The organism is Streptomyces sp. NPDC016562 (assembly GCF_043076955.1).
Taxonomy (GTDB): domain Bacteria; phylum Actinomycetota; class Actinomycetes; order Streptomycetales; family Streptomycetaceae; genus Streptomyces.
Genome location: NZ_JBIBRZ010000003.1, coordinates 707,435 through 724,350, shown reverse-complemented (window position 1 = coordinate 724,350; position 16,916 = coordinate 707,435). Strand labels below are relative to the sequence as shown.

The 16,916-nt window shown below is 73.4% G+C and carries 16 protein-coding genes; 4 read left to right on the top strand and 12 right to left on the bottom strand.

Annotated features, from left to right (window positions below; all coding sequences use genetic code 11):
- Positions 1-43: 43 nt before the first annotated feature.
- From ACF059_RS18410 to ACF059_RS18395, 4 genes are all read right to left on the bottom strand, one after another.
- Positions 44-781, bottom strand: coding sequence for a hypothetical protein (locus ACF059_RS18410; protein WP_392058080.1), 738 nt, complete (start codon positions 779-781; stop codon positions 44-46).
- The gene (locus ACF059_RS18405) at positions 778-2,694 is read right to left on the bottom strand and encodes a phosphatidylglycerol lysyltransferase domain-containing protein (RefSeq protein WP_392058077.1); all 1,917 of its coding nucleotides are present in this window, start codon (positions 2,692-2,694) and stop codon (positions 778-780) included. Before ACF059_RS18405 ends, ACF059_RS18410 begins: the two co-directional genes overlap by 4 nt.
- 84 nt (positions 2,695-2,778) lie before the next feature.
- Positions 2,779-3,843: a nicotinate-nucleotide--dimethylbenzimidazole phosphoribosyltransferase gene (gene cobT, locus ACF059_RS18400; protein WP_392058074.1), complete on the bottom strand. Its 1,065-nt coding sequence runs from the start codon at positions 3,841-3,843 to the stop codon at positions 2,779-2,781.
- 106 nt (positions 3,844-3,949) lie between these two features.
- The gene (locus ACF059_RS18395; RefSeq protein WP_392058070.1) at positions 3,950-5,155 is read right to left on the bottom strand and encodes a bifunctional adenosylcobinamide kinase/adenosylcobinamide-phosphate guanylyltransferase; all 1,206 of its coding nucleotides are present in this window, start codon (positions 5,153-5,155) and stop codon (positions 3,950-3,952) included.
- 104 nt (positions 5,156-5,259) lie between these two features.
- Here ACF059_RS18395 and ACF059_RS18390 point away from each other — a divergent pair, with 104 nt between their 5' ends.
- The gene (locus tag ACF059_RS18390) at positions 5,260-5,472 is read left to right on the top strand and encodes a hypothetical protein (RefSeq protein WP_392058067.1); all 213 of its coding nucleotides are present in this window, start codon (positions 5,260-5,262) and stop codon (positions 5,470-5,472) included.
- A gap of 76 nt (positions 5,473-5,548) precedes the next feature.
- Here the strand turns inward: ACF059_RS18390 and ACF059_RS18385 are convergent, their stop codons facing one another.
- Complete coding sequence (locus ACF059_RS18385; protein ID WP_392058168.1) at positions 5,549-6,292, bottom strand: class I SAM-dependent methyltransferase; 744 nt, start codon at positions 6,290-6,292, stop codon at positions 5,549-5,551.
- Positions 6,293-6,357: 65 nt separating this feature from the next.
- Entirely contained in the window at positions 6,358-6,966 is a 609-nt protein-coding gene (locus ACF059_RS18380) for a DUF3043 domain-containing protein (protein ID WP_392058065.1), read from the bottom strand.
- A gap of 246 nt (positions 6,967-7,212) precedes the next feature.
- Between ACF059_RS18380 and ACF059_RS18375 the strand changes: the two genes are divergently transcribed.
- Both ACF059_RS18375 and ACF059_RS18370 read left to right on the top strand, forming a co-directional pair.
- Positions 7,213-8,007: a PspA/IM30 family protein gene (locus tag ACF059_RS18375; protein WP_392058062.1), complete on the top strand. Its 795-nt coding sequence runs from the start codon at positions 7,213-7,215 to the stop codon at positions 8,005-8,007.
- Positions 8,008-8,020: 13 nt separating this feature from the next.
- Positions 8,021-8,299, top strand: a complete 279-nt coding sequence (locus ACF059_RS18370; RefSeq protein WP_392058058.1) for a hypothetical protein — start codon at positions 8,021-8,023, stop codon at positions 8,297-8,299.
- A 16-nt stretch (positions 8,300-8,315) separates the two neighbouring features.
- Here the strand turns inward: ACF059_RS18370 and ACF059_RS18365 are convergent, their stop codons facing one another.
- Positions 8,316-9,089 (bottom strand): hypothetical protein, encoded by a 774-nt coding sequence (locus ACF059_RS18365; RefSeq protein WP_392058055.1) that lies wholly within the window; start codon positions 9,087-9,089, stop codon positions 8,316-8,318.
- Between the two features lie 70 nt (positions 9,090-9,159).
- Between ACF059_RS18365 and ACF059_RS18360 the strand changes: the two genes are divergently transcribed.
- Positions 9,160-9,990: an adenosylcobinamide-GDP ribazoletransferase gene (locus ACF059_RS18360; RefSeq protein WP_392058052.1), complete on the top strand. Its 831-nt coding sequence runs from the start codon at positions 9,160-9,162 to the stop codon at positions 9,988-9,990.
- Here the strand turns inward: ACF059_RS18360 and ACF059_RS18355 are convergent.
- From ACF059_RS18355 to ACF059_RS18335, 5 genes are all read right to left on the bottom strand, one after another.
- Positions 9,987-10,811, bottom strand: a complete 825-nt coding sequence (locus tag ACF059_RS18355) for an endo alpha-1,4 polygalactosaminidase (protein WP_392058049.1) — start codon at positions 10,809-10,811, stop codon at positions 9,987-9,989. The genes ACF059_RS18360 and ACF059_RS18355 overlap by 4 nt on opposite strands.
- On the bottom strand, positions 10,808-11,497 hold the full coding sequence (locus tag ACF059_RS18350; protein WP_392058046.1) for a spherulation-specific family 4 protein: 690 nt from the start codon (positions 11,495-11,497) through the stop codon (positions 10,808-10,810). Before ACF059_RS18350 ends, ACF059_RS18355 begins: the two co-directional genes overlap by 4 nt.
- Positions 11,494-13,023 carry a hypothetical protein gene (locus tag ACF059_RS18345; protein WP_392058043.1) on the bottom strand — a complete coding sequence of 510 codons (1,530 nt, stop codon included), beginning with the start codon at positions 13,021-13,023 and terminating at the stop codon, positions 11,494-11,496. Before ACF059_RS18345 ends, ACF059_RS18350 begins: the two co-directional genes overlap by 4 nt.
- Positions 13,020-14,576, bottom strand: coding sequence for a GT4 family glycosyltransferase PelF (gene pelF, locus ACF059_RS18340; protein ID WP_392058040.1), 1,557 nt, complete (start codon positions 14,574-14,576; stop codon positions 13,020-13,022). The genes ACF059_RS18345 and pelF overlap by 4 nt, the downstream gene beginning before the upstream one ends.
- A 103-nt stretch (positions 14,577-14,679) precedes the next feature.
- Positions 14,680-16,707, bottom strand: a complete 2,028-nt coding sequence (locus ACF059_RS18335; protein ID WP_392058037.1) for a hypothetical protein — start codon at positions 16,705-16,707, stop codon at positions 14,680-14,682.
- Positions 16,708-16,916: the final 209 nt, after the last annotated feature.

Genomic DNA, 16,916 nt, shown 5'->3' with positions numbered 1-16,916 from the left:
CTGGGGCCGCGGCCGGGACACATACCCCTGCGGGTCGATGCACCTAGCCTCTGCCCGGCCGGCCGGGCCGGGCCCGCGCCGGCGGCCGGTGCCGCTGCCCCCGCGGGGTGCCTGAGCGCCGCGGGCCCCACTGGGCGCGGACCACGCACACCGCCATGACCGCGGCCATGGCCGCCAGGTGCTCCTTGCCCGCCAGGTTGTTCTTGATCAGCACCTCGCCGATCATCAGCAGGATCACCAGGCCGCCGGTGAGGTACGCCCGGTAGCGCCAGCAGACGTACATGGCGAGCCCGACCACCGCCGCCGAGGGTCCGGTGTCGTTGACGATCCGGTCGGACACCGGCAGGCCGAAGGGGTGGTCGGGGCCCAGCGCGAGGCCGATCCGCGCGTACGTGGTCCCGGCGAGGGTGGCGACGTAGGCGACCAGCAGCGTGCGCCACCAGCCGACGCAGATCTCCGCGATCCCGAAGACGAGCAGGATCTGGGCGAGCGCGCCCCACACCGGCAGGTCCAGCGCGGGGACGAACAGCGACAGCGGGGTGCGCAGCAGCGCCAGCCAGAGCGGGTCGGCGGCTTTGACCGACCCGAGGTTCTGGACCGGCTGGAAGCCCCAGGCGGTGTTCTGCACGATCTGGAACACCGAGGTCAGGCAGACCGCGCCGAGGGTCATCGGGAGCGCCCGCCACCTGTCGTGGACGAGCCGGTCCCGGACGGTCCGGACCACGGGCCCCCACTCACGGCGGGCGAACCGCCGTGCGGAGGTGGTGTGCCACGCTGTCAACGGCGGGTCTCCAGGTGTCTGCGGTGCAGCCACTTCGGAAGGCCGGGGGCCTCCAGGAACCCTTCGGCCCGACCCGCCGCGATGCCGATCCGCAGCAGGTCCGAACTCTTCTCGAAGAGCATGAACCGCGGTTCCCAGATCGGCCGGTATTTGGCGTTGGCCCGGTAGAGGGACTCGATCTGCCACCACCGGGAGAAGAAGCTCAGCAGCGAGCGCCACATCCGCAGCACCGGACCCGCGCCGAGCCTGGAGCCGCGCTCGAAGACGGACCGGAACATCGCGAAGTTGAGGGAGACCTGGGTGATGCCGATCTCCTTGGAGCGTTCGAGGAGTTCGATGACCATGAACTCCATCAGACCGTTCTCGGAGTCCCGGTCGCGGCGCATCAGGTCCAGCGACAGGCCCTTGGGCCCCCACGGTACGAAGGACAGCAGGGCCCGCAGATCGCCGTTGGCGTCGGTGCACTCCAGCATCACGCACTGGCCGTCGGCCGGATCGCCCAGTCGGCCCAGCGCCATGGAGAAGCCGCGCTCGGTCGCGCCGTCGCGCCAGTCGTCGGCGCGGCGCACCAGCTCGTCCATCTCCTCGGCCGGGATGTCGCCGTGGCGGCGGATGCGGACGGTGTAGCCGGCACGCTTGACGCGGTTGAACGCCTGCCGGACGGTCCGCATGGCGCGGCCGTCCAGGGTGAACTCGGCGGTCTCGACGATCGCCTCGTCACCGAGTTCCAGCGCGTCCAGGCCGTGCCGGGCGTAGATCTGCCCGGCCTCCTCGCTCGCGCCGTTGACGGCCGGGATCCAGCCGTGCTCGCGGGCCTCGGCCAGCCACGGCTCGATGGCGCCGGGCCAGGCCTCGGGGTCGCCGATCGGGTCGCCGGAGGCCAGCGAGACCCCGCCGACGACGCGGTAGGTGACGGCAGCCTTGCCGGTGGGCGACCAGATCACGGACTTCTCGCGGCGCAGCGCGAAGTAGCCCAGCGAGTCCCGGTCGCCCTGCCGGGCGAGCAGGGCCCGCAGCCGCTCCTCGTCGTCCGCGGTGAGCGGGTCGACGGCGCGGCGCGAGCGGAAGGCGGCGAACAGGACGGCGAGGAGCAGCAGCATCGACATGACGTTGATGAAGACGTCGACCCAGCCGGGCGTGGTGATCACCCGGGAGACCCGGTCGTCCGGTGCCAGGGTGATCAGCCGCATCACCCCGTAGCGCCAGCGGTCGGTGAACGTGGCGTCGGCTGCGGCGGCGTGGGTGTTGGTGGCGCCGACGAGCAGGGCCGCGACCAGGGAGCCGAGCAGCAGGCCGACGGCGGCGACGGCCGTGGCGAGCGCGGGGTTGGAGCGGTCGCCCTTGGCGTAGAACTCGCGCCGGCCCAGCAGCAGGGCGCCGACGAAGGCGGCGGTCAGGGCGAGCGAGAACCAGTTCTGCGCGTGCTCGCGGAACTCCGGGTAGCAGACGTCGGCCCCCCAGGAGCAGGGGACGAGGGCGGCGCTGAGGAAGGCGAGCAGCAGCAGCCCGCTCACCACGAGGTTCAGGATCCAGGCGGCCCGCTTGCGGCGGCCCATGGTGACCGCGAGCAGCAGGCAGAAGAGCCCGGAGGCGAAGCCGGCCGTGAGCAGGTACGGGGTGTAGAAGTTGTCGGCGTTGTGGCGCCGCAGGTCCTGCCCGAGGGAAACCCACACCGCGCTCAGGAAGTTGACGAAGGTGACGGTGCGCAGGTACCAGACCGCGAACGCGGCGCCGCGCCGTGAGCGCGCACTGCCGCGCCCGGTCTCCCGCCCGGTCTCCCGTCCGGTCTCCCGGCTGCCCCCCGCCGCCTTGCCGGCGGGATCGCCGCCGGTCTCTTTCCTGCCGGATGACGGACCGGTCGCCGGTACGGCGCTGCGGTCGGTCTCTGCGCTGGTCAAACGGACCTCTCCCATAAAAAGCGATCATATGGGGCGCTACCGCCCGTCGTTGGGCGCGTCGGAGACCACGACCTGGTCAAGGCCGCGGGCCCCGGCGGCTCATTCAGTCGGCTCCTGCGCCACCCGCTCGGGCAGCTCCGCCGCGAGTGCGGCGGCCGCCTGGACGAGGGGCAGGGCCAGCAACGCCCCGGTGCCTTCGCCCACAGTGACGCCGTGGTCGAGCACAGGGTTGAGTGCCATCCGGTCCAGTGCCTTCGCCTGGCCCGGTTCACCGCTCGCCTGCCCCGCCAGCCACCAGTCGGGCGCGCGGAACGCGGCGCGCTGGGCGACCAGCCCGCAGGCGGCCGAGACGACCCCGTCGAGGATGACCGGCGTACGGCGCACCGCGCACTGGAGCAGGAAGCCGGTGATGGCGGCGACGTCGGCGCCGCCCACCGCCGCCAGCAGGGCGACCTGGTCGCCCAGGACGGGGCGGGCCCGGCGCAGCGAGTCGCGGACCGCCGCGCACTTGCGCATCCAGGCCAGGTCGTCGATGGGCGCTCCGCCGCGGCCGGTGACCACGGAGGCGTCCGTTCCGCACAGGGCGGCGACGAGGGTCGCCGCGACGGTGGTTCCGCCCACGCTGAGGTCCCCGAGGACGACCAGGTCCGTCCCGGAGTCGGCCTCCTCGTCGGCGATCCGCATGCCGAGCCGCAGCGCCTCCTGGGCCTCCTCGACGGTCAGGGCGTCCTCGACGTCGATCCGGCCGCTGCCGCTGCGGACGCGGTGCCTGACCACGTCCTCGGGCAGCAGCCCGGGCTCGCAGGCGAGTCCCGCGTCGACGATCCGTACGGTGGCGCCCAGCCGGCCGGCCAGGATCGCCACGGGGCTGGCCCCCTCCAGCACGGCCCGCACCAGCTCGTGGCCGGTGCCCGCGGCCCGCGCGGAGACGCCCGCGGCGGCGATCCCGTGGTCGGCGGCGAACAGCACCACGCGCGGGCGCTCGATCGGCTTGACCGGCACCCGCCCCTGCGCCGCGGCGAGCCACTCGGCGAGATCGTCGAGCCGGCCCAGCGCACCGGGCGGCACGGCGAGGCGCTCACGGCGTTCCTCGGCATCGCGTCGCACGCCACCGTCCGGGCGCTCGATCAGATCGGAGAAGTCGTCGAGATTCAGCGTGCTCATCTGCCAGAGAGTACAGCCGGTAAGGCCCTCCCTCAGGCCTGGGACCAGGCCCCTGCGGCCCGTTGGGGCCGGGTCGCGGGACGCCGGACCGCGCCGGGCGCGGCCGCTATTCCTTGAGTACGGTCGCCTGCCCCGCGACGACCAGGAGCACCTGCTCGCACTCGCCCGCGACCCGCGCGTTCAGCCGGCCCAGTTCGTCGCGGAAGCGGCGGCCCGAGGCGGTCGCCGGGACGATGCCCGAGCCCACCTCGTTGCTGACCAGCACCACCCGGCGACGGGTCGCGCGCACGGCCGCCACCAGCTCGGCGGTCCGCTCGCCGAGCCGCCGCTGCCCGCTCTTGGCCCAGACGGCGTCGTCCCAGGCCCCGGCCCCGTCCATCGCGTCCGTCAGCCACAGCGCCAGGCAGTCGACGAGCAGCGGCGGTCCCTCCGCGGCCAGCAGCGGGACCAGCTCGCAGGTCTCCTCCGTCCGCCAGCTCGCCGGCCGGCGCTCGCGGTGCAGGCCGACCCGCTGGGCCCATTCCGCGTCCCCGTCACGGGCGCCGCCGGTGGCCACGTAGACCACCTCGGGGAAGGACTCCAGCCGCCGTTCCGCCTCGACGGACTTCCCGGAGCGGGCCCCGCCCAGCACCAGGGTCCGGCGCGGCAGCTCCGGCGCCGCGTGGTACTCGCCGACGATCACGGTGGTCCCGTCCGGCACCGCGCGGGCCCCGGCGGCCGCGCACCGGCGCTCCAGCTCGCGGCCCGGCGGGGTGTCGTGGTCCACGTGGACGGCGATGACGTCCGTGGCCGGGCCGACGGCGCCGCTCGCCCGCAGCCGCGCCAGGGCCTCGGGGCGGCCCAGCACATCGCCGAGGACCACGTCGTACGGACGCTGCCGGGGCCCGCCGTTCGTGCCGGCCGGGGCCCCGCCCGGCGGCAGGTAGAGCAGGCGGACGCCGTCCGGGCCGGTCACCTCGTACCCGGTGCCCGGCGAGTCCATCGCCACCGCCCGCACCCGGTGCCCGGAGATCACCGCGAGCTCCCGCCCGTCGGGCACCCGCCCGGCCGCCGGCAGCCCGGGCGGCAGCTCCACGGCCGGTCCGTCGTGCGGGTGGGTCAGCAGGACCTGCCGTACGCCGCCCAGCGAATGCCCGGCCCGGGCCCCGGCCAGCACCGCCCCGGGGGTCAGGTCGAGCAGCAGCGCCCCGTCGACCAGGACGGCCGTCGCGGCGCGGGAGCGCGCGCCGACGGAGACGGCGCAGGCGGCGCAGGGGCAGCCGGGCCGGGGCAGGCCCTCGGGCGTGCCGGTGCCGAGCAGAGTGAGTTCCACAGGATGATCCTCCCGCGTCGCCGAGACTGCTGCGCGCCCGGTTACTCTGCGGGCACACTCAAGGCGAGAAGCGTGAGAGCAGCGGACGCACAACGGAGGCGGACATGGCGTGGACGTGGCGGTTCGAGACGGCCGACGGCACCGAGGCGAGCCCGTCGGTGGTACCCGAGGAGTTCACGACGCAGGGGGACGCGGAGTCGTGGATCGGTGAGTACTGGAAGGAGCTGCTGGAGGGCGGTGTCGAGCAGGTCAAGCTGTCCGACGACGGCGGCACCGAGCTCTACACGATGAGCCTGCGCGAGGCCCTGGAGGCCTAGGCGTTCCCGGAGCCGTGAGGGGCGGGGGGTGCGGGGGTGCGGGAGCCGGGCCCCCGTGACCCCCGCCCCGGCGGGCTCAGCCGCGGACGCCGCACAGGTGCAGCAGTGCGGCGACGCCCCGGTACGGGTCGGTCCGCCCCGCACGGTCCTCGGCGGCCAGCAACCGCTCCAGCTCCTCGTCGGGCGGCAGGGTCTCGCCGGCCTCGGTGCCGTCGGTGAAGACGCGTACGCCGTACCAGGCCTGGAGCGGCGCACCGATCCCGGACAGCGTGGCCGTCAGCCCGGCCAGCCGGTCGGCGCGGACGTCCAGGCCGAGCCGGTTGGTGTAGTCGATGCTGTCGAAGGCCGCCAGCGCGCCCTTCCAGTCGCCGTCCAGACCGGGCCGCATGGCCAGGGCGTCGCCGTTGCGCACCAGCAGGGACAGCAGGCCGCCGGGGGCCAGCATCCGGGCGAGCCCGGCGAGCATGGCGTCCGGCTCCGGCACGTACATCAGCACCCCGTGGCACAGCACCACGTCGAAGCTGCCCGGCAGGAAGTGCGCGCCCGTCTCGCGGCCGTCGCCCTCCATGAGCTGGACCCGGTCGCGGATCCCGGGGGGTTCCGCGGCCAGCGCCTCACGGGCGACGGCCAGCATCCCCGGGTCCTGTTCCAGACCCGTCACCTTGTGCCCGGCGCGGGCGAGGCGCAGCGCCTGGGTGCCCTGGCCCATGCCGACGTCGAGCACGCGCAGCCGCTGCCCGACCGGGAAGCGGTGCGCGATCTGCTCGTCGACCTGCCGGCCCACGAGTTCCTGGCGGACGGCGTTGCGCAGTCCCCCCAGGCCTTCGAGCCAGAGCCGGGCCCCTTCGGCGAAGCCTTCCCCCGATGTGCCGGGCTTTGCTCGGCTCAGGGCCGTTCCCCGCGCTTGACCTGCGGCTTGGGCAGGCGCAGCCGGCGCATCTGGAGGGTGCGCATGAGGCCGTACGCCACGGCGCCGCGGCGGGGCTCGTCCGGGAAGCGCTGGACCAGCGCCTTGCGCAGGCGGAACACCAGGCCGATGGAGTCCACGATGATCAGGGCGATCACGCCGAGCCACAGCATCAGCGCGATGGTCTGGATCGTCGGCTGGCGCACCATGCTCAGCACCAGGATGATCACGGCCAGCGGCAGGAACATCTCGGCGACCGAGAAGCGGGAGTCCACGAAGTCGCGGACGAACCTGCGGACGGGGCCCTTGTCACGGGTGGGCAGATAGCGCTCGTCGCCACTGGCCAGCGCCTCGCGCTGCTTGGCCATCTCCACGCGGCGGCGCTCACGCGCTCGCTTGGCATCCTCCTTGCGATTGCCGGTCGAGGCCACCACGGCCTTGCGCTGCGACTGGGCCACAGCACGCTTCGGCGTAGGGCGGCCCTTGGGGGCCTGCGGGTCACGGGGCTGCGAGAGGTCGGCGCTCACCTTGTCGGTGGCGGCGGCCTTCTCTTCCTTGGAGGAGCGGCTACCAAACACAAAACCCAAGCCTACGTGGTTGCGGGCACGGCCCCCACCCTGGTGGGGAACGATCCGGCAACGGCGGGCGTCTTCCCAGTGCGGGCTCCGTCCGGGACGCACCTACTCCTTACGCCTGATACGGCGTGGGCGCAGTCGTCCTGGAGGAGGAGCGCATCCGCACCTGAACAGTGCGGTAATGGAGACAGGGCCCGTACTGTGGGTCCTGTCGGTGACCTGCACCACAGTCCGTCTAGAAGGGGGCGCGCGAAGCCCATGAGCGGTGTCATGAAGCGTATGGGGATGATCTTCCGCGCGAAGGCGAACAAGGCCCTGGACCGGGCCGAGGACCCGCGCGAGACCCTCGACTACTCGTACCAGAAGCAGCTGGAGCTGCTGCAGAAGGTGCGCCGCGGAGTCGCCGACGTGGCGACCTCCCGCAAGCGCCTGGAGCTCCAGCTGAACCAGCTGCAGGGGCAGTCGGCCAAGCTGGAGGACCAGGGCCGCAAGGCCCTCGCCCTGGGCCGCGAGGACCTGGCCCGTGAGGCCCTGTCCCGCCGCGCCCAGCTCCAGCAGCAGGTCAGCGACCTTGAGGTGCAGCACCAGACGCTGCAGGGCGAGGAGGAGAAGCTGACGCTCGCCTCCCAGCGGCTCCAGGCCAAGGTGGACGCCTTCCGCACGAAGAAGGAGACCATCAAGGCGACCTACACCGCGGCCCAGGCGCAGACCCGGATCGCGGAGTCCTTCTCCGGCATCTCCGAGGAGATGAGCGACGTCGGCCTGGCCATCCAGCGGGCCGAGGACAAGACCGCCCAGCTGCAGGCCCGCGCCGGCGCGATCGACGAGCTGCTGGCCTCCGGCGCGCTCGACGACCAGAGCGGGCTCGGCTCCAAGGACGACATCCAGGCCGAGCTGGACCGCCTGTCGGGCGGCACGGACGTGGAGCTGGAGCTCCAGCGCATGAAGGCCGAGCTGGCCGGTGGCCCGTCCGCGCAGCAGCAGGCCATCGAGGGCGGCGCCCCCGGCACCGGCCAGCCGTCGCCGACCCAGCACCGGTTCGACAAGCAGTAGGACGGGGCCCGTCATGATTGTCCGCATCATGGGGGAAGGACAGGTGGAGCTGGCCGACAGCCACTTCGCCGAGCTCAACAGGCTGGACGACGAGCTGCTCGTGGAGATGGAGGGCGGCGACGAGGAGGGCTTCCGGCGCACGCTGGACGCGCTCCTCGAAGCCGTCCGGCGGCTCGGCCGGCCGCTCCCGGACGACGCGCTGGAGCCGTCCGAGCTGATCCTGCCCGCGCCCGACGCGAGCCTGGACGAGGTCAGGGCCATGCTCAGCGACGACGGGCTGATCCCGGGCTGATCCCGGGACCGCGCCTTCAGTGCTCGGGCGGCTTCTCCAGGGACACGGCCGGCTCCGCGTCGGGCGTCCCGCCGATGAAGTTCTCGAAGCTGCGGCGCTTGGCCGCCCAGCGCCGGTCGTGGTGGAAGGCGCGCAGTCCGGCCTTGGCCCGGGCGCGCGGACGGTTGGCGTAGAACCGCTTCGCGTACGGGGACCCGGGCCGGGCCAGCCGGATCGCGCCGATCAGCGCCACGAAGGGGATGACCACGCCGAAGACGGCGGTGCGCGCCTTGCCCTTCCACAGGGCGATCAGCGCGAGGAAGAAGTTGCCGGCCGCGTTCATGGCGACCAGTCCGCGGCTCTGGCGCTCCTCGGCGGTCAGGTCGTCGACCCCGAACGGCACGAATCCGCCGAGCACCAGCGCCACGAGCGCGGCGGTGAGGACGACGACCTCGACGCTCTTGCGGCCCTGCTCGCTCCAGTACACGTCGTCCAGGTGCAGGATCAGCGCGAACTCGTCCAGGACCAGGCCCGCGCCCAGCCCGAACAGGACGGCCGAGAGCCAGGCGCCGAAGCCGTACCGGTCACTGCCCACCGCACCGAACCCGCCGATGATCACGAGCACCACGCCGGGGACGACGTGGTGGACGTGCATGCCGCCCGGGGTGACGTTCTTGAAGGGGCCCCGGCCGGCCCGGATAAGCCGGGTGATCACCCGGGTGACCAGGAACGACAGCACGAAGGAGAGCAGGGCGAGGAGAAGGGGCAGTTTCCCCGGTTCGACGATGTTCCGATACCACCAGTGACCCATCCCACTGACTCCCTATTTGGAACGTAATGGGCAATTTACAGGTCACCCCGAGCGGGTAGCCTTCGCGCCGATGCCAGATTCGCTCGAAGATCCGCCCCTGTCGCCGCCCTCGGAGCGCGCCTCGTTCCTCGACGGCGTCCGCTTCGCCTTCGGCACGCTCACCGTGCTGCCCGCCCGCGTCACCCGCTGGGACCGCCCCGCCGCCCGGGCCGGCATGGCCTGCGCCCCGCTCGCCGGGCTGGTCGTGGGCCTGCTGGCCGCCGTACCGGGGGTGCTCCTGCTGCTGCTGGGCGGGGGTCCGCTGCTCGCCGCGGTCGTCACCGTCGCCGTACCGGCCGCGCTGACCCGCGGTCTGCACCTGGACGGGCTCGCGGACACGGCCGACGGCCTCGGCAGCGCCAAACCCGCCGAGGACGCGCTGCGCGTGATGAAGCGGTCCGACATCGGCCCGTTCGGTGTCGTGACCCTGGTGCTCGTGCTCCTGGTGCAGGTGGCGGCCCTGTCCGACGCGTACGCCGACGGCTGGGTGCGCGGCGCCCTCGCCGCCGTGGTCGCGGCCGTGACCGCCCGCCTCGCCCTGACCTCGGCCTCCCGCCGGGGCGTCCCTCCGGCCCGCCCCGAGGGGCTGGGGGCCGCGGTCGCCGGGGTGGTGCCCCGCCCCGCGGCCGCCGCGATCGCCGTACTCGTCCTCGCCGCGGCCACGGCCGCCGCGCTGCCGCTGGGCCCCGCGGCCGCGGTCCGGCACGGCGCCGCGGTCCTGGCCGCCCTGCTCGTCGCGGAGCTGCTGCTGCGCCGCTGCGTACGCCGCTTCGACGGCGTCACCGGCGACGTCTTCGGCGCCCTGGCCGAGACCGCGGCGACCGCCGCCCTGATCGTCCTGGCCCTGGGCCACGCCGCCTAACGACAGGTGCGGCGCCAGGCGTCCAGGTCGTAGTGCTTCTGCATCGAGCTCAGCTTCAGCTCGCGCGAGCGCGCGCAGAAGCGGTCCACCTTCAGCTCGTACTCGACGTGGAACACGGCCTTGCCGGCCTCCACGAACGGGGTCAGCCGCTCGCATTCGTCGTACTGCGCGCACTGCTCGTTCACCGCGAAGTCGAAGTCGCCCACGAGCTGCGGGATCTGGTCGAGGTCGTTCTTCAGGCCGACGGCCAGGCCCCGGTCGTGCGCGAGCTTGGCGATGAGCCGGTTGTAGCGGAGCTGGTCGTCGGCGGTGAGCGGGAAGCCCGAGTCGTTGGCGTAGCCGTCCATGTTGTCCGGCTCGACCGCGTCGAAGCCCTTGTCGCGGCACATGTCGAACCGCTTGCCCATCAGCGGTTCCAGCGCGGTCAGGGCCCGGATGTCCAGCCAGCGTTCACCCTCCCAGCCGTTGCCCTCGCCGAGCAGCGCCTTCGGGAAGGCCTCCGCGTCGGGCCGGAAGTCCTCCCACGCGCCGGTGGACAGGTAGCAGATGGTCTTGCGCCCGGCCTTCTTCAGCTCGGCGACCTGCTCCTTGGTGGTGTTGAACCCGTCGACGTCGTACACCGCCGCCTTCACGGAGGTGTCGAGCCTGCCGGTGAGCTGCCACTGCCAGCCGGTACCGGGCAGAGGCTGCCAGTGCTCCCCCGGCGCCAGCTCCGGCCAGGGGTAGGGGCCGTCGTCCGCACCGTCGTCGGTGTCCCGCCCCGCCGTACACGCGGCGAGCAGCAGCAGCGGCAGGAGCAGCAGGAGCCTCAGGCGTTTCATCCGGCGGCCTCCAGGGCGTACGGGAGCGTCCCCCACGGGTGCGCGCCACTCCCGGGGACCGCGCAGTGCACCCCGGCGCCCCGGGCGGCCGCGAGTTCCTCGGCGAGCCGGGCGGCGAGCGCGCCCGGCGGGACGGCGTAGACGAGGTGGCAGAACCGCTGGGCGGGGTGCTCCGCGGTCCAGGGCGGTACGGGGGCCGCCTCCCGGTAGGCGTCCCACGGGCCTTCGAAGGTGACGAGCAGGTCGGCCAGGTCGGCGTAGCCGGGGTGCGGGTGGACGCCGTGGTTGAGGACGAGGGTGCGCACGCCCGCGGCCCGGGCGGCGACCGCGAGGCGTCCGTAGTGCGGGAGCAGTTCGGGTTCGGCGGAGGCCTGGTCGAGGAAGGCCCCGTCGGTGGCGTACCAGTCGCGGTGGCGCAGCAGGTCCTGGACCACGGCGGCGTGCGGGCGGCGCCCGTAGTCGGTGTCGGCGTATCCGAGCACGGGCACCCCGGCGTCACGCAGCCGCTGGGCGACGAGGGCGAACCGCTCGTCGGGGGCGGCGCCGGGCCCGCTGTCGGGGTTGAGCACCACCGAGTGGAGCCGGCCGGCGGAGCTGATGAGCCGGTCCCAGGCCTCGGGCCGGTCGGCGGGGTGCTCGTACAGGGGCACCAGCAGCATGGGGTCCTGCCTCTCGTACGTCGTCATCGGTGGGCGGTCGCACGGCCGAGGAGCAGGCAGACCAGGGCGGCCAGGAGGGCGGCGGCCGTGCCCGCCACCACCAGCTGGACCACCCGGGGCTGGCCCAGCCCGGTCAGCAGGGCCAGGCTCTGGGCGACGGCGGCCGAGGCGCAGACCACGGCCGCGGGCCGGACCGCCCCGAAGGACTGGAGGAGCAGCCCGGTCCACATCACCGCGCCGAGCAGCAGCAGGGTGGCGACGCGGACCCCGGTCAGGCCGGGGGCGTCCGGCCAGAGCAGGGTTCCGGCCACCCCCAGCGCCAGGAGGACCAGGAGGTAGAGGGCGAGGCAGCGGCCCAGCGTCACCAGCATCCGCCGCCGGAAGTCCCGCGGCGAGCGGGCCCCCCGCAGCCCGCTGAGGCTGCCGCTGCGAAACCGGTGGAGCAGCCATTCGGCCGGGCCCATGCTGAGGGTGAGGGCCACCGCCGAGGGGGCGGCGACGGCCTCGGCGGGGCCGCCGGCGAGCACCTCGCCGAGGGCGGCGTACAGCACGAGCAGGCCGGTGCCCAGGCCGAAGACCCCGTACGGCACGGAGTCCCCGAGCCTCGGTCCGCGCGGTGCGTACTCCTCCTCGGCGCCGCGCAGCATCCGCCAGCGCACGGGGCCCTTGCCGGGGCGGCGCGCCGTCCAGCCCCGCACGCGCAGCACGGCGGCCCGTACCCCGTCGGCCAGGGGCAGTTCGCGTACGGCCAGGGTGCAGGCGGCCAGCAGGGACACCGCGAGCAGGCTCACCCGGACCGGCACGGGCAGGTCGACGAAGAGCGCGAGCAGGGCCCCCGCGGCCATCGGGCCGAGTGCGGCGAGCAGCACCCGCTCGCGGCCGAGGACCAGCAGGACGGTGGCGGCCCCGACGTAGAGGGCCTGTCCGGCGGCGAAGGCGTAGGAGAAGGGCGGCCCGCCCGGCACGGCCAGCGCGGCGGCCGTGCCCAGCAGGGATCCGGCGGGGGCGCCGACGAGCAGGGTCCGCCCGGCGGCGGCCCGGTCGCCCAGGCCGAGCCAGGAGTAGGCGCGGTGGGACAGGGTCTGGTCCCAGACCCAGCCGATGAGGGCCCCGGCGAGCAGGGTCAGGGTCCCGGCGGGCAGGCCGAGGCGGTCCTGGGGGCCTTCGAGGAGGGGGGCGCCGAGGAGGTAGGCCAGGCCGGGCAGGGCGAAGATCACCCCGCGGAGCAGGCAGGCGGTGAGCGAGACCTTCCAGGGGTCGGGGGTGTCGGCCGGCTCCGGGTAGGAGCGCGGCACCCGGGCGTAGAGCTCCTCGGCGAGGGAGAAGGAGTCGTGGCGGCCGTAGGTGAGGCGGATGTACTCGTCGGTCATGCCGTCGGATTCGAGGACGGCGGCGATCTCGTCGGGGTGGACGGCCGCGGCGATGAACACGTCGAGGCGCTCGGCGAGTTCGTCCATGGGGTCGGCGGCCGGGTCCTCGGTGCGCGGCCGGGGGACGGCCAGGAGGGTCTGGGGCGCGCCGCCGGGCGGCCTGAGCCAGAGGGATCCGCTCACCACACGCTCCCGTCGGCGGCCAGTTCGCGGTGCCAGGGGTCGGCGATCCGCTGGATCCAGCCCTCTCCCGCCTGGACGGGCAGGACGGGCGGCCCGGCGAGTTCCCGGTAGATGTGCCGGAAGCCGTCCACGGACTGGTGGAGGGTGAACTTCTCCACCACCCGCTTGCGGGACATCCGGCCGAGCTCGGCGCGGCGTTCGTCGTCGCGCAGCAGGGCGAGCGTGGCGCGGGCCATGGTCTCGGGTTCGCGCGGCGGGACGACGAGGCCGGTGTCGCCGACGGCCTCGCGCACTCCGCCGACGTCGGTGGAGACGGTGGTGCGGCCGCAGGACATGGCCTCGATGATGCTGAACGGGAAGCCCTCGCTGATGGAGGAGAGCATGACGACGGAGCCGGCCGCGTAGGCCCGGGCCACCTGCTCGATGCGGCCCTCGTAGGTGATCCCGTCGCTCACGCCGAGGTCGGCGGCGAGCTTCTCCAGCCGGAGCCGGTACTCCTCGCAGCCGGCCGGGACGGGTCCGAAGAGCCGCAGCCGCAGGGCGGGCATCTCCTCGCGCATGAAGGCGTAGGCCCGGATGAGGGTTTCGAGGTCCTTGATCGGGTCGATGCGGCCGCACCAGCTGAGCGTGGGCACTTCGGGTTCGGGACCGGCGTCGGGGAAGAGGTGCGGGTCGACGCCGTTGTAGACGGTGCGGATGCGTTCGGAGTCGGCGCCGCCGCGCTCTTCCCAGCGGCGGTTGTACTGGTTGCAGGGGGTGATCAGGTCGGCCTGCCGGTAGCCCTCGCTGTTGAGCTCGCGGTAGAAGCCGAGCATCAGCGCCTTGACGGGCCAGCGCTGCTCGGCGCTGCGGTAGCCCAGGTAGCGCTCGCGCAGGTAGATGCCGTGCTCGGTGAGCAGGAAGGGCACGTCGTCGAGGTACTTCGCGGCGAGGGCGGGGAGGGTGGCGAGGCCGCTGCTGACGGCGTGCGCGACGCTGTCGCGTGGAATGCGGACCGCGAGCGGGCGCAGCGCGTGTTCCAGCAGGTCGGTGGCGGTGAGCGCGTCGTGGATGGTGGGCGCGGCGGCGGCGGTGCTGAGGCCGGGGCGGGTCCATACCCGCATCAGCAGGCGCAGAACCGATTCGGAGCGCAGGGCCGGTGCGAGTTTCCCGGACCGGGCGAGGGCGGCCAGTTCGCGCAGGGCCGCGGAGAACGCCCCGGAGGCGGGCGCGGCCCCTGCGGCGGTGCCGGGGGCGGGGGCGGCGGGAGGGTCGAGCAGGGACAGCAGAAAGCTTTCGTACACCTCGGTGAAGCGGCGGTGGGCCTTGCCGCGCAGGGCCGAGCGCCGGCCCCTGCCGGGGGGCGGCCCCCACAGCGGGACGGCCGTGTGCCGGTAGACGTTGCGGGGCAGTTCCCAGGTGACCGGCTCTCGTCCGGAGCCGGTCAGGGCTATGACGTTGAAGTCGACCTCCGGCATTCCGCGTACCAGCTGGTCGCACCAGGTACTGACGCCCCCGTGGACGTGCGGGTAGGTGCCTTCGGTGAGCATGGTGACGTGACGCCCATGACTCATGCGGTGTGTCCCCCCAGGACGGAAAAGGGGCCGGCGCCCGTGGATTCGCGGAGCGCCGGCGCAGTGTGTTACGCGTGACGGCTTGCTGGTCGGCCCGGTGCGGTCAGCTGGGCAGTCGGAGCGTGACGGCGCTCTGGAGCAGCTCGGGCGCGGTCCACGTGGAGCGGGTTCCGGCGTACGGGGTGCCGAAGTCGGCGGTACCCAGCAGGAGTTGCTTCTTGGTGCCGGTGGGGGCGGTGACCGGGGCGACGACTCCGGCGGGCGCCTTGACGGTGACGGTGCTGCCGATGCGGTAGGCGCTGACCTTGCCCTCGGCGAGGGCCTTGTCCCAGGCGGCGCGACGGCCGAGCTCGACGCCGGCTTCCTTCATGGTCTGGTTGACGAGGGGGGCGCTGGGCGCGTAGAGGGCCCGGTAGGTGTCGAGGACCTGGTTGAGCACGGGGTAGAGGGTGCGGTCCTCGGCGAGGTTGGACTGGTGGACGTAGTGCGGACGCGGATCGTTGGCCAGTACGTGACGCAGCGCGGTCCGGGCCTCCTGAGGCACGATGTGCTGGAGGTAGCCGGTGGTGACGTCGAGCGGCTCCGGCAGGCAGGTGGACGTCGCGGGGTTGTCCTCGCAGACGCCGCTGCCGCCGTCGGCGCGGCTGGTGTAGATCCAGTTGTACTCGTCGGCCATCTCCGCGTTGGTGCCCGTGTTGTAGTACACGTTCATCGGGTGGCGCGGGACGGTCAGGGCGGCGCCGACCGGCCGCTGGGAGGGTTCGCGGGAGTTGTCGCTGCCCGCCCACTTCACGCCGTTGTCGGCGAGGGCCCCGGCCAGGTTGGGGTTGTCCTGGGGCTGCTGCGGGAGGGTCTTGAGCCCCGAGTGCTCGCCGGTGACCAGCTCGCTGCGGTCGGTGGTGATCCCCTTGGACGCGGCCCAGTTGTTGTTGTCGCGGATCTGCGCGGAGATCTCCGCGCGGCTCATCCAGTTGACGGTGCCCAGGGCGTTCTTCGTGCAGCTCCAGGGGATGGTGGTGGTGTCCTGGACGCAGCCGAGGAAGGGGTGCGTGTAGGTGTGGTTCATCCAGCGGAACTTGGCCCGGTCGGCGACGAGCTGCGCGGTGAGGGCGTCGGTGCCGCCGTTCTCCGCCTTCCACTCCTCGCCGGCGCCCGCGTTGAAGAGCATGTCGAGCTTGAAGCCCTTGGACTGCTGCCACTGCGCCGCGTAGACCGCGTCGGCGGCGGTCATCCGGATGGTGCTCTCCTTGCCCTCGCCGCCCGGGCACGCGTAGTCGCCGGGCGTGCAGTTGAGGTCCTTGCTCCAGCGGGCGTCGGGGGCGAAGACGTCGTCGACGTGGACCGCGAAGTAGCTGCGGCTCTGGCCGAGGTGGACCCCGCGGGTCAGCCAGTCGACGATGCCGCGGGCCAGCAGCCGGAACTGCTGCTGGTACTGGTTGTAGCCGAAGGTGACGACCAGTTCGCTGCGCCCGTCGTGCGCGTACTCGCCGACGAGCGAGGCCCGTCCGGCGTCCACGGGGGCGTCGAGGTAGCTGGTGTAGCCGGCCCGCGGCTTGCCCATGAACCCGAAGCTCTCGGGGACGAGCGCCGAGTTGTCCTCGAAGGCGACCTGCCCGCCGAGGTACGCGAAGGGGCCCGTCTTGCCGGCGGCGGTGACCGCGGCCTGGGTGCCGTCGAGCTGGCCGCTGTAGCCGCCGTTGTCGGTGTACTCCAGCCCGACCCCCGGGTGGGCCCAGGTGTAGGCGTCCACCTGGCGGATCCCGTACGCCGTCTCGTACGCGGCGAGCGCGGCCATCTCGGCCGAGCCCTCCCCGAAGGGGTTCTCGTTCGGCAGGACGACGCCCTGGTACTTGGCGCGCGGCCGGCCGTCGAGCGTGTCGCTGAGGAAGGCCGCGTCGATGACCGGGCGGCCCGCGCCGCCCAGCTCCACGCGGGTGTAGGGGACGCCTGTGTCCCGCAGCTCCGCCGTGATCGCCTCGACCGAGCTGCCGCCGTCGTCGACGACGAGGACCCTGAGGTCGATCCGCGGCGTCTCCGCCGCCTGGGCGGACGCCGCAGGTACCGCCACGGACACCAGAGCTGCCGCGGCCATGGCGGCGGCGACCCTGTTCATCCGGTTCTTGTTGACCATTTCGGCCTTTCCCCCCGCAGGCGTCCCTCGACTCGGCCCTTGGCGGTGGGCCGGGCCGGGGAGGCTCTGTGGAAATCATGCAAAGGAACCCCGCGTCCCCTTGCGAGAGTGGACCGAGTCTCTCGGACCTCGTCAGGTCTACGAGGCAAACCTGGAGCAGAGTCCACAGATGGGTGAACCTGATGACCTGTTGATCGAACAACTTGACA